Annotated in this window: 10 protein-coding genes and 1 pseudogene; 5 read left to right on the top strand and 6 right to left on the bottom strand. The window is 67.2% G+C overall.

All coding sequences use genetic code 11. The annotated features are described in order from the left end of the window. Positions 1-12 precede the first annotated feature (12 nt). The 3 genes from OSB71_RS22895 to OSB71_RS22885 all read left to right on the top strand — a co-directional run bounded on the left by OSB71_RS22895 (position 13) and on the right by OSB71_RS22885 (position 2,775). On the top strand, positions 13-915 hold the full coding sequence (locus tag OSB71_RS22895; RefSeq protein WP_265950705.1) for an aKG-HExxH-type peptide beta-hydroxylase: 903 nt from the start codon (positions 13-15) through the stop codon (positions 913-915). A gap of 157 nt (positions 916-1,072) precedes the next feature. Next, positions 1,073-1,459 (top strand): hypothetical protein, encoded by a 387-nt coding sequence (locus OSB71_RS22890; protein ID WP_265950704.1) that lies wholly within the window; start codon positions 1,073-1,075, stop codon positions 1,457-1,459. Further along, complete coding sequence (locus tag OSB71_RS22885; protein ID WP_265950703.1) at positions 1,456-2,775, top strand: hypothetical protein; 1,320 nt, start codon at positions 1,456-1,458, stop codon at positions 2,773-2,775. Before OSB71_RS22890 ends, OSB71_RS22885 begins: the two co-directional genes overlap by 4 nt. Here OSB71_RS22885 and OSB71_RS22880 read toward each other — a convergent pair. The 5 genes and pseudogenes from OSB71_RS22880 to OSB71_RS22860 form a co-directional block, all read right to left on the bottom strand. Further along, positions 2,683-3,520: pseudogene (locus OSB71_RS22880) on the bottom strand (PE-PGRS family protein). The gene OSB71_RS22885 and the pseudogene OSB71_RS22880 sit on opposite strands and share 93 nt — an antisense overlap. Positions 3,521-3,586: 66 nt before the next feature. Further along, positions 3,587-6,403 (bottom strand): RNaseH domain-containing protein, encoded by a 2,817-nt coding sequence (locus OSB71_RS22875; protein WP_265950702.1) that lies wholly within the window; start codon positions 6,401-6,403, stop codon positions 3,587-3,589. A gap of 15 nt (positions 6,404-6,418) precedes the next feature. Next, positions 6,419-9,715: a hypothetical protein gene (locus tag OSB71_RS22870; protein WP_265950701.1), complete on the bottom strand. Its 3,297-nt coding sequence runs from the start codon at positions 9,713-9,715 to the stop codon at positions 6,419-6,421. Positions 9,716-9,726: 11 nt separating this feature from the next. Beyond that, entirely contained in the window at positions 9,727-10,974 is a 1,248-nt protein-coding gene (locus OSB71_RS22865; RefSeq protein WP_265950700.1) for a restriction endonuclease-related protein, read from the bottom strand. Positions 10,975-11,034: 60 nt separating this feature from the next. Then, positions 11,035-12,294: a helix-turn-helix domain-containing protein gene (locus OSB71_RS22860; protein ID WP_265950699.1), complete on the bottom strand. Its 1,260-nt coding sequence runs from the start codon at positions 12,292-12,294 to the stop codon at positions 11,035-11,037. A gap of 334 nt (positions 12,295-12,628) precedes the next feature. Here OSB71_RS22860 and OSB71_RS22855 point away from each other — a divergent pair, with 334 nt between their 5' ends. Together OSB71_RS22855 and OSB71_RS22850 are read left to right on the top strand one after the other, a co-directional pair. Next, complete coding sequence (locus OSB71_RS22855) at positions 12,629-13,327, top strand: putative endonuclease domain-containing protein (RefSeq protein WP_265950698.1); 699 nt, start codon at positions 12,629-12,631, stop codon at positions 13,325-13,327. Positions 13,328-13,990: 663 nt separating this feature from the next. Beyond that, positions 13,991-15,010 (top strand): tryptophan--tRNA ligase, encoded by a 1,020-nt coding sequence (locus OSB71_RS22850; protein WP_265950697.1) that lies wholly within the window; start codon positions 13,991-13,993, stop codon positions 15,008-15,010. A 12-nt stretch (positions 15,011-15,022) separates the two neighbouring features. Here the strand turns inward: OSB71_RS22850 and OSB71_RS22845 are convergent. Continuing rightward, on the bottom strand, positions 15,023-15,784 hold a 762-nt coding region (locus tag OSB71_RS22845; RefSeq protein WP_265950696.1), incomplete at its 5' end, for an FAD-binding oxidoreductase/lyase.

The following is a 15,784-nucleotide window of genomic DNA, read 5'->3' as shown; positions in this document are numbered from 1 at the left end:
CCGGAGCCCCAGATGAGCGCTCTCTCCCCGGAAGCCTTGGTCACCCTCGACGGCATCGCTGGCCACCAGCGCCTACGGACCAGCCGTATCGCCTCCGTACTCGGCAACCGCCTCGGCTCGTCCGTCCTCGACTACGCCGTCGCCCACCACCTGCTCGAAGGCGCCGAACACGCCGCGCGCGCCCGGGACGCGGACCGCCTCGACTGGTACCGCCGTACGACGGTGGGAGACCTGACCCACCTGTCGGCCGACCCGCACATCGTGCTCAACCCGCGCAGCGCGGAGATGCTCCGCTCGGAGATCTCCGAAACCGCGTACTACCTCGTCGGCCCCGACAGCAGCCCTGCCCCACCCGAGGCCCATGGCCTCGTTCGTGCCGCCACCGCCTCCGCGACCGAGCACGGCTTCGGGACCCTGCTCACCCAGCACGCCCCCGTCATCTGCTTGCTCAACCGCCGCCAGCTCGACGAGACCCTCCACAGCTGGGCCCTCACCCGCCTCCCGGGCACCGTCTTCACCGACTACACCGCCCACCCCGAGGTACTGGCCCGCGACCTGATCCACGAGGCCGCCCACAACTGGCTCAACGGCGCCCTGGCCGCGCACAACGTGAGCCTTCCCGCCGACGTCACCTTCTTCTCCCCCTGGCGAGGCACGCGGCGTTCCGTCTTCGGCTTCCTCCACGCGTGCTGGGCCTTCTCCCTCACCGTGCTCTACGTACGGGAGGCGCGGCGCAGCGCCACGGGCGCCGCCGTACCCTTCCTCGACACCCACCTGCGCCAGCAGGCGGTCAAGTTCGCTGCCATTACTGAATGCTTAGAGCAGGCCCTCTCGTACGTGCCCGCAAACGAAATCCGTGAACGCATCGGCCGCGCAGTCGGCAAGGTCGTCACCTCGATGTGCTCTGCCGACTGAGCTGACCGGGGAGGCGCAGGGCACGCCCCTCCAACATGGTGGCGAGCACGGAGAGCGGCGACCTTCCTGTCCGGCCGTAAAGACGCTCGGGCAGCAGAATGCGGGAACATCACCATTCTGGTTGTAGGCACACGGCAGGACCGGTACGACGGTCACCATGTACCGATGGTCGCCGCTCAACGATCGACAGCTGGCCTTGCTCACTCGCATCGGAGAGGGAACGGATCCCGTCACCTCTGCCAGCCCGGAACTCGCCATCACCGCTCGCGCCCTCAAGGGCCGGGGCCTCATCACCATGCCCAAGCACGGTGGGAAGTGGCAGGCGGAGATCACCGATGACGGTCGCTTCTACCTGGAACACGGCCACCACCCGGACCGGCCTGCACCGATCCCGCGCAAGCAACGACCGGCAGCCGCCGAACTGACACCGGAGGCTGCGGCACCTCCCCGTCAGCGGGCGACGTCCCCATCCGAGGAAAGCCGGCACCAGCGCGCCCTGCGAAGCTGCCACGGCAGTCGCCGGCGGAAATCGGCGCGGCCTTGATCGCGGAGGTGCAAAAGGCCGGCCGGTTCCTTCGGATCCCGGACCCGAGCGCCGAGGAGCGGGCCCGCTATCGACGGGCGTTCGATGCCGCGCGGCAGTGTGCTCCGGATGGCTTCCATCTGAAGTACAGCGGGCGGGCGAAGGGAGACTTCTTCCTCGGCCTGCTCCGGGTGACGGGCGAGGATGACACCGAGTGGAACCGGATCCGCCTGGCCCGCAGCCGAGTGATCACCGACATCGAGGACGTGATCGCGGCGGTCACCGCAGACCACAGCGCCTTCGAGATCTCAGACGAAGTACTCCCACGAGTGCTCTCCCTCGTTCGGCTCCTCGCCGAGCAGGCCCGGGCACTGCACGGCGACATCGCGGTGTCGAAGAAGCGCAGGCAGCCGAGGCCGGTGCTCAAGGTCCACGGCAGGACATACGAGATCAGCTTCAAGGAACGGCAGAAGCAGGTCCGGTACGTGCCCACGCAGCCGGGCCGGCGGACGTACGACTGGCAGCGGGTCACCCTTGCGCACCGGTCCGAGCCATCCGGCGAGCTGGAACTGCACGTGAGCCAAGGCTCGGGGTACGGCTGGAAGAAGAAATGGGCCGACAGCGCAAAGAAGCCGTTGGAGGACCAGATCGACGCCGTCCTCCGAGCCCTGAAGGCCCACGCGGAGCAAGTGGAGCAGGCCCGGCTGGCGTGGGAGGCGGAACAGCGGCGTCAGCGGGAGGGGCGGGAACGGCAGGAGGAGGAACGCCGCCTCCGAGAGGCCCAGGAAGAAGAGGAGCACCGCCGGCGGGAGGCTGAGAAGAAGGAGCGTACGCGGCGGGAGTGGGAAGCTGCGGTCAGCGTCGCGACGATCAAGGCGGTGGACGCCGTACGGGTTGACCGGTTCGGCACCGCCTTGGCGCAGTGGCGGGCCGCAGGGGAAATGCGGGCTTTCTGCGCCGCGCTCGATGAGGCCGCCTCCGCCTCGGACGACGCCCGCGAAGCCGGACGACTGCGCGAGTGGTCAGCGTGGGGCAACGCGGAGGCCGACCAGATCGACCCGACCGTGGCTGGCAGGAGCCTGACCGCCCACAGCCTCCACGCGGAACCCACGGGCGACCAGCTACGGCCCTTCCTCGACGGATGGCATCCGCAGAGCGGCCGGAGAAGGAGAAGTCACCGAAGAAGGAAAAACCTAAGGCGGAAGCCGAACCGCCCAAGTCGGAACCCGAGCGGTGGCGCGGCTTCACCGACGAACGTCTGGACCAAGGCTGGAGATATGGACCCCAAGGTCGCGCTCAATGGTGGAGGCGATGACGCCGTGCCCGCGGTCACGTAGGGCCTTCACCGACTTCTCCACGAGCTTCCCGAGCCGGACGACCTCCTCGCGCAGGGCGACCAGCTCGTCGTAACGCTCGGCCTTGTCCTGACCACACCACTCACGGACGGTCCGCAGGACGGCCGCTTCCGCGTCCAGCTTGCGGTCGTCCCGGCGGCTGTAGGAGTACCGGGAGGGTGCGCTCCTGATCGATGGCCTGCTGCCTGCGGTCCACCTCCGGAAGGATGTCCTCGGCAAGACGCCCGGCCACGAGGCGCGCGATGCGCTCAGTGACCGGCCACCCCGCCAGGCACCTGCCGTAGCGGTTCTCGAAGACCATCGGATCGCCTCGCAACTCTGCTGGGTCCATACCCACAAGGGCAGCGCTGCCGTCCATACTGCCCATCTCCAGGATCCCTGCGTCCGCGACACTACGCCGCAGCCGCAACCTGCTCTTCGGACGGACGAACCCCAGGACCAACCGCGCGGCCTCGAAGTCGGCACTCCCCCGCACGTGACGCGACGCCTCGGCCAAAGCGAGCTCGCTCGCGTCATCCGCGCAGAACGCCTCAACGTCTTCCCAGCGCGCCACAAGGGACGTCGCGTCGACCCACTCCTGCAGCCCGGCGTCGTCACCGTCGAGGAACCGCACGTGGAGCCAGTCAGCCCGGCCACGACCACCTACCCGTACGACCTCGACCCGACGAACCGGGCCGCCCAGCTCCTTCGGCCTCGCTCGGTAGGCCCAGTGCTCACCCATCTCCATGGGTCCATTGAGCCAGGTCTGCTGATCCCGTCGCCCCGTGATTGCGAAACCAGCTGCGTCGCTCCTCTACTCGGTTGTTTCTGCTTCTTCGCCTCCGTTTCCGCTTCCCGGCTCCGCATCAGCCACCTCCCGCCGGTACTGCGGGTGGTCGAGGTCCATTTGCCGTGCCGCATGCAGCGGCACCGGGTAACGGGAGCGGTCGGACCAGAAGAGGGTCTGGTGGCACAGGCGTGCAATCATGGCCGCCAGCGCCTCACGTGCCTCGTCGGACGGTCCTCCGATGGGGAGAATCTCGGTGGCGGTCATGGCGTAGAAGTTCTGCGGCATCTCACCTTTACGGCGCTTCGACCGGTCCTCTGACTGCACGGACTTCTCCGCTTCCCATCGGGTTCGCTTGGAGCCCAGTCGGCCGGCGCCGCTGCCGTCATAGGCGCGCGGCACGTTGCACAGCAGCCACACCGGCGTTCCGAAGTCCGTGTCGACTTCGAAGAGCAGCGTCGAGGTGTCCTTCTCAACGGGTTCGGCGCCGTCCTTCTTGCCCAGGTGGGTGACACTTACAGGCTGGGGGACCTCCTCATCTTCCGTGTTGAGGCGGATTACGGCCAACGGAGCGTCCTCGCCGAGCGTCGACCCAGGAAGCTGGTACCGGCTCCGGACGCCGTCACCTCCTGTCTGTCCGGGCTGCTCCCCGAGGCGCATGTTCTGAAGACCGTCCCACATCCGCCGCGCGGACTGCGCGTCCACGGTGACCGTGTACTGCATGCCGTCCAGCTCGTCGGCGAGGTCGCCGAGGGCGCGTTCCACCATGTCGGCGGCACCGTCCCACTTCTGCCGATAGCTCGTCGTCTCCGCGGAGGTTTCGGGATAGGAACGGGCGTGGAAGGCGTTCTGCGCCGAACGGTACGGCCGCCACACCGGGGCGGTAGAGCTCCAGCCGAGCAGAGACCATGCTCCCTGCGAGGACTGCGGCGGAACCAGCGCGGTGGCCGTAATGACGACCTTGGGCTCGCCCTTCTCTCCATAGCGGCGATTCTGCTGTCGCACGTGCACGCCGACATGGGCCAGCCGGTCGACGGGGAATCCGTTTGTGCTCTGAAGGGCATTGGAGATCCGCTCGTCGGTGACACCGAGCGAGCGGTACAGGTCGAGCAGAGCCATCTGTGCAGGGTGGTCGTCGCCGCTGGGCTCAATGACACCTTCGTTCCCGCGGCCTTTCAGGTACTGCGACGGGATGTCGAGCCGAGCCAGCACAGACTTCGTCTGCGGCTTGGCGTCCAGGTCGTCCAGGTCGCGAGCGTCGACGCCAGGGAAATCGTCGGCGTGCGGAAGTTCGGTCTCGCACCAAGCGCCGACCAGGACTCCGTCGCGGGACCTGAGTGAGGCGCTCACAGCTCCCAAGGCTTCCGACCGGTCCCGCCCGCGACCTGGCCGCAGGAAGTCCGGCACGTAATGGAAGACGGCTGTGATGCGCCCCTGGTAGAAGTCGATCTCGACGCCTTCCTGGGTGTCAAGGCCGACGGGGCTGAGTCCGAACGCGTTGCAAAACGTCTGCAGCATGCGCTGCCGGGTCTCGTCGCGGTACCAGAGGCAGGCGATGCGGAGCTTCTTGAAGCCGGCCTCGTCGACGGAGACAGAAAGCGACTCCGCTGACGGGAAGAGACTGCCCCGCGGGCGCAGTGGTTCCTTGCTGCCGGTCCGCTCGCGTTCCTCCTTACGACGCTTGTATTCCTGGGCCGAGACTTTCTCAGGGTCGGTAGGGCGTCGCGGCAGGGTCATCGCGGTCTGGCGCATGGACAGGCGCTGTGCGTCATCGCCGAAGACGGCGTCTGCGTGGGCGCGCAGGAGCCGTAGGTGGTGCATGCCGACGCCAGTTCCGATCGGATGCTGGTAGTTCTTTACGGGGATGGGCCAGACCTGGCCAGGGTGTTCGCGGGGGAACTGGAGCTTCTCCTTGAAGGCCCTGGCTCGCTCGCGCAGTTTCTGCTCGCGCTCGGAACGCTTGGCGATGGACTGCAGAATCGAGTAATCCATCTCCAGTCGGCCGAGTGCTTGCAGGGTCTGCCGGGGGATCGTCTTCATTCCGCCCCGCCCGTTGAGCTTTACCTCCAGGATCGGGCGGCCCTCACCGGGCTGGACGGCAAGTGCAGTGGAGCTGAAGATCAGCGAGGACGAGATGCGGGAGACGCGCGCGTCCAAGAGCAGCACAGGGTGTTGCACATTCGGGAGGGTCTTAAGGCGCACCGCCGTGCGGCACACGGCGTAGCGACCGCCGCTCTCGTTCTCCCAGGGGTCGTCCAACGCGACTAGGCCGCCGGTGATATCGGGACGCAGTGCGATCTCTCGACCGTTGGAGAGCTGGAAGGGAACGGCTGCGAGCCGCTCCGCGATCCCCCAACCCACGCTTTTGTAGAGCCAGTTCGGGGCATCCGGTTGTGTTTCCTTAGTCCCTGCCAGGTGCTCCTTCAGAGCGAATTCCCGCTCAGGAGCCCTCGCGATCCGCACTGCGAGCTCGGGCGGCTTCCTCAAGTCGATCATCTCGACCTGCTCACCGAGGGCGAGGCCGTAGGTCAGGGTGAAGGCTTTGCACAGCAGATCGCTGTTGATCGGCTGCCGGGACACCAGGAAGGGTGCTGCGCCCTTGGGCTCGAAGTACACATACCCGCCGGTGATCACCTGGAGCACGGTCGTGGCGATGGTGTACGGCGCCTGGGCCTCCTCCTTACCGAAACGCTTCCTGCACTGATTGGTGAAGCTGCCCCACAGCTTGGCCGTCTCCGCGTCCAGCCGGCGCACATGAACCGTCGCATCCCCCACCAGAGCGGGAGTGCCGCGGTAGGCCAGTGTGTGCAGGTACTTGCCCGGCTCGAGGTCTTGGTCGTTCACTCGTCTCTCCTCTTTTCAGGGGGTGAGGGTCGGGTCGATGCCCGCGTAGGAGAGGAAGGCGTTGAGGGCTTCCCCGTACAGGTCGTTCATCTGTCGCTTCACCACCGGAGGCCACTGCTCGTGAATGCGGCGCAGGACGGTTTCCAGATCGGAGCTCCAGGTGTCCTCGTGGAAGGCATAGTCGACCAGGTGCAGGACGGCCTCGGTACCGCCCCGGCGGGCCCGTCCGGCCAGCTGGATCAGGTCGACGACGACACCTGCGACGACCTCCTCCTGGAGCGACTTGGGCATGGAGGTGAACTGAGGCGTCGCGCGCAAGATCAGTTCGAGCCTCTGCCATGCGGCGGTGCGTGCCTTCTCCAACGCGTCGTCTGGGTTGGCGCTGCCGCCCTCTGGCAGTGCGTGCAGCCCGGCGGCGTTGACGCTGGCGTACATCTCCGCAGGTTCGGCGAACAGCGCCAAGGGTCGGACACAGAGGTAGACCGAGCGCACGGCGGAGCGGATCCCGACGACGATGTTCAGACCGCGGGCGATCAGCGCCAAGGGAACGACCAGGACGTTGCCGTATTGCGGGAAGTCCTCGAACTGCTCGGCCGTGAGGCGAGTGGCGATGTTCTCCCGAGGTAGGTCGGGGTCGGGGCTGTGCCGGTCGGCGTCCCGCACGGCCACGCAGAGCCCTTCGCGGTAGGTGCCGGCCTGAGCGATGCCTCGGGCCAACCAGGCGCACTGCTGGTAGGAGTTGGCCACGACCAGGACGTGCGCGCGGTCCTTGTCCTTGGCACGCTGCCGCTCCAGCTCCCGGTGGATGTACTGGTCGTACAGCTCCGTACCGAGCTCGATCAAAGCGCCCTTCTTGCGGCTGGGGTGCTGGCCCGAGATCTTGATCGGCTCGCCGTACATGGGGTGTCCCTCGCCGTACTCGATACGGTGGCGTCGAGCGCGGATCGAGCGGGCTTGGGCATCGGTCATCCACCAGCGCACGGGGGCGTGGACGTGCTCGCGTACCGCTTGGGGGAAGTACGCCGTGGCGGACAGACCCATGACGGGACGCTCAACCCCGGCCAGGCAGAGTGAGACAAGCCCGCCCAACTCGGCGGTGAAGGTGTGCGGGTCGCCCGCGACGCTTTGCGCAACAAGCTCGGCGTCGCTCTCCCGCTTGTCCAGACCGGTTACCCGGTAGCCCGTGATCGAGCGCCCCAAAAGGCCAAGTGGGAGGACGGTCGAGACAGCGCTCGGGCTGAGCGTCTCGGCAATCCGCTGCGCGGAGCGAAGCCCGGAGGAGCGGTAGTGCTGCACGCCGGTACGCAGTTCGGAGAGCGCTTCATCCAGCTCGGTCATGGTCGCCCGAGTGACGAGCAAGTTGACTGCCTGGGCACGCTGGTGTGGGTCCTTCACCCGTGACTCCAGCAGTTGGTGCAGATCGAGCTTCACGGCGTCGAGCAGTTGTTGGCCGCGCGGGGCCACCAGCGCCTCCAGAGCGCGGCGCACCTCGTCCCACCCCACCTCCGTCGGATCGCTCTCCATGGCGCGTGACTGCAGGTAGCGGGCAGGCATGAGATCCTGGAGACGCCGAGCAAGGTCGGCTGGAAGATCTTCCTCCCCGGAGGTGGCCAGGTCCGGCCAGAGCAGCCGGATCAGCTGCCGGTCACGGCCGCGGGCCAGGTGCCAGCGCAGCCCCGTGCGGTCCGGCACACGGTTCCCCGCGCGCTCGTCGTCTCTGACATCCAGACGCAGCGCGTTGTTGCATACGGCGAGCAGAAGGAACTCCGCCATCAGCCGTACCTGTCCGACTGACGGCAGCAGGCTGGCCTCTGCCGAGATCGGCAGCCGCTTCGCGTCCGTGTCCATCTCCTGCGGGGCCGCCGTCCAGTGCCTGCGCGAGTGCAGGACGACCTCGCCGGCGCATCGGTCCACCGCCCTCGACTGGAACTGGTCGACCTCGTCGACGAGGACGGCGTGGCAGGTGCGCAACGCGAATTCTGCAACGCTCACCCCCTGGACGGGGCGCCCGTCAAGGTTCACGCCGATGCGCAGGTTGCCCTGGAGGAAGGCGAAGTGATTTGTCACAACCACGTGCGCCGAGCAGGCATCGTATACGGGGGCGAACTTGCCGCAGGTGGGAACCCAGGGGCAGGCGGACGCACCCAAGTCCTGCCGGTACAGGGACAAGCAAGGCTCACGGCCGGGGGGATATTCGGCGTTGGACTCCAGCAGTGGTCGCTGGGCGCACCCATAGGAGAGCGGGTCCACGTCCCGTTCGCCGCTCTCGCCCCACTCTCCGGGTGCCTGCGGGTCCTCGTCGATGAGGCGGGCCAGCTTGTGCGCGCGGTCGTGCATGCCTGATGACGACATCAGGTGCGCGCAGCCGGTCTCGTGCTTGATGACGCCGAGGCCCTGCAGGACGTGCAGGTCGGACCGGATCTTGCGGGTGATGGCCAGGCACGCCTTAATGTCGGGCAGCACGATGGCCACCCGGTGGCCCTGCTGGGCGAACCATGCGGCCAGGACCCGCACCAAGACGCTCTTGCCCGTCCCGGTCGGTGCGTGGAAGATCTCCAGACCGCCGGCCGTCATCCGCAACGCTTCCTGTGGGCTGATGGAGTCGGACGTCTGCAGGACCGAGAACAGGCCCTTGAGGACCGCATGAAGGTAGCGCTTCTCCTCCGGCTCACCGCTCTCGATCTGCGCAGCCAGTTCGAGCAGGCCCTCGGTAGGGATGCGAAGGTCGTCCAGCGGGGGCGCGGTGGCAATGTGCGGCAGGCGATCGTGGCCGAATGCCTCGGTGAAGCCGGGGTAGGTGGGGATCGTCAGTTGACCATGCACTTGGCCGACGCCCTGAACGCTGATCTCCCCTGTCTTCCAGAATCCGGGGCCGGCGAACTCGGGGGGCTTCGGCCGCGCGCTGGGCCGCCGATACCGGGCGATCTGCCGGTCGACGTAGGCCAGCAGGTCACCGCCGACCCGGGGGATAGCCGCCTCGGCGGTGAGTGGGTCTCCACCTGCGGGTTCGAAAGTAAGCAGCTTCTGGGGCTCACCGGGGACCTCGTCACCGAGGGCTGCGAGCAGTGCACGGGCGGCGGCATCGAAGTTCCGTACGTCGCCCAACCTGCCGGGGGCAATGCGGTACACGTCGACGATGCGTCGGCGTTCCTCGCTAGTCAGACCCGACCATCGGTCCCACGCCCGGAACTGTCCGGACAGCAGGAAGGCCGCCTTCCGAAAGGGAGCTGCGGGCGCATCGTCCTCCACGGACGTGTCAGGGAAGTAGTAGGCGGCCAGTGCGAGCGAGGCGCACAGGGCCGTCTGCTCCACGGAAGACTCGCTCACAACCAGGCCACCCCCGAGCGTTCGCAGACCATCTCGCCGAACTCAGACGCCGTGGCTACCTGCAGCCCGTACTTCTTCCCCACTCCGGACAGCAAGTGCACCTGGCTGGCACGGTGGTCTGGAATCACCAGCCACTCCGCTCCCCCGCTGTCTCCTTCCTGCGCGTGGATAAGCTGCGCGAGCGCGGTGCCCGAGGTGTAGTCCTTCACGTCAACGCGCAGTCGCTCCTTCTTCCGCGCCCGCTTACGCCCGACATGTACACACAGGTCGTAGGCGTCCAGGGCGGGCCACAGCTCCACCTTGAGGCCGCGTTCGACCAGCCGGTCCCGCAGTGCCAGCTCGGCCAGTCCGGGGACGCAGGTGTACCGCCACACACCCCGGACCAGGGCCTTGTGCCCCTCAACGGGTTTTGCCTCCGGGATGTGCTCCAGGTCGGGCCAGAGGACTGCTTCCCGCGCGTCCGGCGGTGGCGGGGATGGCTCCGGCAACAGTTCGGGCGGCACGATCCCCTCGACTGGACGGAACCGGTATGTGGCGCCCATCTCCTGGTGCGGCGTGTGCCAGCAGGCGACCACACCAACCTGCTGCCCCGCCTCGCGACGCTGTGCGACGCGCATCGGCCACCTGCATACAGGGCACGCGAACCACCATCCCCGATATCTGGAGGCGTAGGAGATGTCCTCGTACAGATCCGCGACCAGCGGCGGCAGCCTAAGCTCACTCAGCTCGGTCACCGGGCCCGCCGGGTGGCGAATCAGATCGGTACGTCCGCTCTCGTAGACTTTCTGGCTACCCGACTTGCACAGCTGAGCAAAGGCCGTTTCCTGCGCAACCTCATCGTCCAAGTCCTTCCCACTGAGCAGGCCCGCGCCCCGGCCACGTTTCTGCAGGATGCGGACCACCAGGCGCTGCTCTGAGGCGATATCGAAGGCGTCCTCCGTGACATGCCCGTCTGCATCGACGGCGCGCAGTTCATCGACATCCCACCCGGGGACACCTTCGGGCAGCAGCCGGGAGGGATCACCACGCACCTGGCGCCGAAAGTCCGCAAAGGACAGCTCACTGCCCGGACCACGCGCCGCTAGCAACGCGCCGTGGCACTCCATCAAGACCCCGAGCCGGGCGGAAGGCGTCACACCAGGGGCCGTCATCGCGTTAGCCGCACGCAGCACCGAGCGGGCAACCAGAGACTTAACCCACAGCTCATCGACCGGCCGAACATCATTGTCCATCGCGTTGGTCACAAGCCCAGAGGGTAAGAGCCGCCACTGACAATTGACCCGACCTCGCATGGAAGGGATGAATTAAGAGGGTTTTCCACCGCGAGGGGTGATACCTGTGGTATCAACTCGCGGGTACCGACGCCGGTACTCCTCCAGGTACTCAGCCGTGTGCCGTAGGCCGATCGGGGTCAGCTTCCACCGGTACCCGACGACATGACTGCCGTCAGCCGCGAGTACGGGAACCTCGTCGATGAATCCCCGGCTCGGTCTGCCTGCGGACCTGTTCTTGTAGCCGACGCCCAGGTAGAATGGAGCCCGCCCAGACAGCGCGTCACGTTCCAGTCCGTCCGGGCCTGCACCAGCCACCCGGGCCATGACGCCCCACAACCATTCGGATAGCAGCGGCGTGTCCGGCTGCTCCGCGGCTTCGCCGAGCCCTGCACGGGCGGCGGCCCTACCTCGTCTCGTCATCTCCACCCGAACTCGGGTCACGTCGCCAGCTGCCGGATGGTGCACGACATCCGTAATGGTCACCAGCAGTCCTCGGCGTTCCAAGGCGTGCACTGTCGCGCCGACGCCGGGATCGTGAACTCCATTACGCCGCAACCGCTCCTGGAGCCGTGTGTAGCCTACGACACTCGCTGGTGCACGAAGAGCCAGAGGTAGTTTGCGCCACTCCGAAGGGCGTGGCACAGGCAGGTGATGCGTCCGGCGCATCCACATCTCTGTCTCCGTCATGCGCTCGTCCCTTAGGACCTCGCCGAGATAGACCCGTTGTCGCTCGTTCAACGAGTCCCAGGCAGCGCCGGCGGAGCCGCTCGCCCTCTCCTGAGCCCCCGCCCTCGGGCGCACCGGAGCCGGCTCGTCAGGGCGGGTACGCATCCAGGCATCCACGACCATGCGTACCGGCACACCATAGATCTTGGCCAACGTGGCAGGGAGCCGTCTCACCACATCACCGTTGCGCCAGTTCCGGCCGGACACGGGGCGCCCCTGTTCCAAGGCAGAGAGCCTCGGAGCCGACAGGCAGAGGTCACGCCCGACGGCGGTCCGGCGCAGCCTCAACACCACCTGTTCGAGCGTCAGGCCAGCACCAAACCGCAGGTCGACGAGCCGTTCGTCTCCACGACGGACCCCGGTGAGCTCCTCCACATCGCAGCGGAGCGCCGCAGCCATCTTCTGCAACCGCTGCGGGGTCGGCGTGTGCCGCCCGCTCTCATAGAAGAACACCATGCGCGTAGACACCCCGATCCGCCGCGCAAGCTCCGCCTTCGACAGCCCAGCCTGCTCCCGCAGCGCCACAAGGCGACCGGGGGCTATCACGCGTACGGGCAACGGCATGCCTCCCATAGAACTGCAATGAAGACTTCATGGCAATGCACTCACCAGGTCGGCGGCGCACGAATGCTCCAGGGGGCGTGGAGGGCTCGGCGCAGCGCTTCGTGGTCTCAGTTCTGGTCTCATTCGCCCCCGTCCGGGCCCGTCCAGACGGGCCCGCCCCGAACGTTCCGCCGCAGGTCAGGACACCTACGGTCCTCGCCGGACCCCCGTACGAACATTTGGAAAGCGTGTTGGGGGCAACCCCTCACGAGTTCGAATCTCGTATCCTCCGCCCAGCTCTCACCGGGCTGAACGAAGGTCCCGACCGCCCAGCGGCCGGGACCTTCGTCGTTCCGTGGTTGCAGTTTCGGTGCCGCTCCAGCTCGCTCACACCCGGACACCCGAAGAACGTCATCTCCGCCACGCCCGCAAGGCCAACATCCGGTTCCTGTCCGCGGTCGACAACTACATCGAGGTCGTCTACGGCGACGCCCTGATCTACGACCGCACCGTCACCGACGACGGCATCCGCTGGCGCGACCTGCAGTCCTGGTGGCAGGACAGAGAGCACATCACCGACCCCGGCGAGGCCAAGAAGAGCCTCTACGCACGGCTCCGCGCCAGCATGCCCGACAACTCACCCGGACAGCGCAACCTCTTCGACAGCTACCACCGCATCCTCGGATCCGAGGTCTACGACATGCCTGCCCTCCTGCCGGAGGTCTGGCTGCACTGGGACCCCAGAACCGTCCGCGAACGCGGCCCCCAGGCCCTGCTGCGGTTCCGAATGGATTTCCTCCTGCTACTGCCCCACGGCCAGCGCATCGTCCTGGAAGTCGACGGATCCCAGCACTACACCCGCGACCGCGGCCACACCCCCGACACCGCCATGTACGCGGCCATGGTCGCCGCCGACCGCGACCTCAGGCTCAGCGGCTACGAAGTCTACCGCTTCGGCCACGACGAGCTCCGGGACGAGACCACGGCCCGTACCCTCCTGGAGGCTTTTCTTCCCCGGCTGTTCCAGCACCACGAGGCCACCGGCCGGCACTGACACCCAGCCCCGGCGACCGATGTCACGAAGAGCGGGCCGCTGTCCGGCACGGGGCTGCGTACCGGACAGCGGGCGAGTGCGCGATACAGCGAGGCGACGGCCGGTTTGCACCCGTCAAGCTGCAGTGAGAACCGTCCAGGTCGACGAGAACGGACATCGGCGGCTCATTTGCCCCCGGTCGGTCGGCTGGCCCCCTGAGGAAATGCCACTTGCGTGAGACTGGCCGGCTGTGCCATCGACCTGAGACAGCAGAAGAACCGCTGGTCAACGATCACGGCCAGTGCCACGAGCAGCGAAACCCTACAATCCCTCCGTCATTCGAAGCGCCGCGTGCGAGCGTCCGCACCCAGCCACGCCTCCCTGTACGGCAACAGCGCGAGCCGTGTCATAGCGCCGTTACCGAAGGTGAGTCCGGGCCTCCGAGGCCAATGCAAGGCATCTGCAGGCTCTACTTGGATGTCGGCTCGACCGCGGTACCCGCAACTCCGAGCAACGCGTTGACGGAGACGATTAGCCACGGATCACGCGAGCCGAGAAACCGCAGGTAGCCGCGCAGGCGGTCTCGCACCCCGTGGCGACGGGCTGATGGGGGAACGACGCGGACGACGGTGGCCAAGCGGGCGTAACGCGGTCCCCGGCTGCTCGCACCGATAGTCTTTCTTCATGGTGACTGCTGTTTCGAAGGTGTCGCTCACCGGCATCAAGCCGACCGGGGAACCGCATCTCGGCAACTTCATCGGTGCGATCAAGCCCGCGTTGGAGCTGGCTGGCGGGGCCGAGTCGATCTATTTCATCGCTGACTACCACGCGCTGACGTCGGTGCGTGACCCGGAGTTGCTTGGGCGATGGACTCGTTCTGTGGCGGCCACCTGGCTGGCGGCGGGGCTCGATCCAGAGCGCACGATCTTCTACCGCCAGTCCGACGTGCCCGAGATCTTCGAGCTCCACTGGGTCCTGTCGTGCTTCAGTGCCAAGGGGCTGATGAACCGCGCCCACGCTTACAAAGCGGCACGGGACCGGAACCGCGAAGCAGGTGTGGAAGAGCTCGACGCCGGGATCAACATGGGCCTGTTCAACTACCCCGTGCTGATGGCGGTGGACATCCTGATCATGGAAGCCGATCTCGTGCCGGTCGGGAAGGACCAGCTGCAGCACGTCGAGTACGCGGCGGACATCGCAGGGGCGTTCAACGCCGTCTACGGTGACAGCTTCAAGCTGAAGGTCCCGAAGGCGGTTGTACCGACCGAGGACACTGGCCGAACACTGCCCGGAACCGACGGGCGGAAGATGAGCAAGTCGTACAACAACACGATTCCCCTGTTCGCGCCCGAGGCGCAGCTGCGGAAGACCGTTCGGCGGATCCCTACGGACAGCACCCCGGTGGAGGCGCCGAAGGACCCTGACAGCTCCGCCGTTTTCCAGTTGCTCAGCCACTTCGCGGACCACAAGAAGCTGGCCGAGGTCCGCACTCGACTGGAAGCTGGCGGCATGGGGTGGGGCGAGCTGAAGAACACCCTGCAGGTCGTCCTGAGCGAGCAGTTGAGCCCGATGCGCGAGCGTTACGACGCGCTGATGCAGCCGGGCAGTGAGCTGGAAGAGCTGCTGGCCCTCGGTGCTGCCAAGGCGCGGCGGCGAGCTCAGCCGGTGCTGGAGCAGGTACGTAAGGCGATCGGAATCGGCTGATCCCGGGGCTTGTCAGCCCCTGGCGGCAACCGCTTGAGCGACCTGGTCGGCTGCGTGCCAGGCGGTCGTCCACTTGCCCGGGAGGCAGACGATCAGATTCGCCACTCGCCCCCAGCCAGGAGGTGGGCTGCCGAGATCAACCACGACCGCCGACGGGTCGGGCTGGGGACCCGACGGTTCGGCGGCGTGGCCCCAACTGAGCTGAAGCCTCTCAGCGGGGATTTTCGGCCAGCGACGTGAGAGGGCCACCGTGAGCCGGTAGCGCTCCTTCGCGACATCTGTGGGGCTGCTGGGCCGGCCGGGCAGGGCTGCCTTGATGCCGTCGCCTTGTGGGCTGACGGCGAGCATGTCCCCATCGAGCCAGTAGGTGAGCGGGAGTCGTGGGAGTGGGCCTTCCAGTACGCCGTACGGCAGGTTCCCGATGGTGAGCGGGTGCTGAATGCCGAGCAGATTGAGCAGCTGGACTGTGCGGTGGCCTGCGGCCAGGACGAGAGTGCGGGGCCGGTGGTACCCGGCGTCAGCACTCCACAGCAGCACCTCGGCGCCGGAGAAGACCGGTGCGCACGACTCTGGTTGAGCGAAGCCGACTCCGTGGGCGGCCGCGTGCGCGACGGTCTTGGAGTGCAAGGCGGCCACGTCCACGGAGATGTCGGGCAGAGCGAAGGCCCTCGCGGAGTCGAGGAACGCCTGGGTCCCGTACTCGCCCAGCTCGGAGCCGGACAACGGCTTTGCGGGTATCCCGAGGTTCGACCATGCCAGCGTGTAGCGCTCGAC

The sequence above is a fragment of the Streptomyces marinisediminis genome (genome assembly GCF_026262575.1).
GTDB classification, from domain to species: Bacteria; Actinomycetota; Actinomycetes; order Streptomycetales; family Streptomycetaceae; genus Streptomyces; species Streptomyces marinisediminis.
This window is presented reverse-complemented; position numbering and strand designations above follow the sequence as displayed.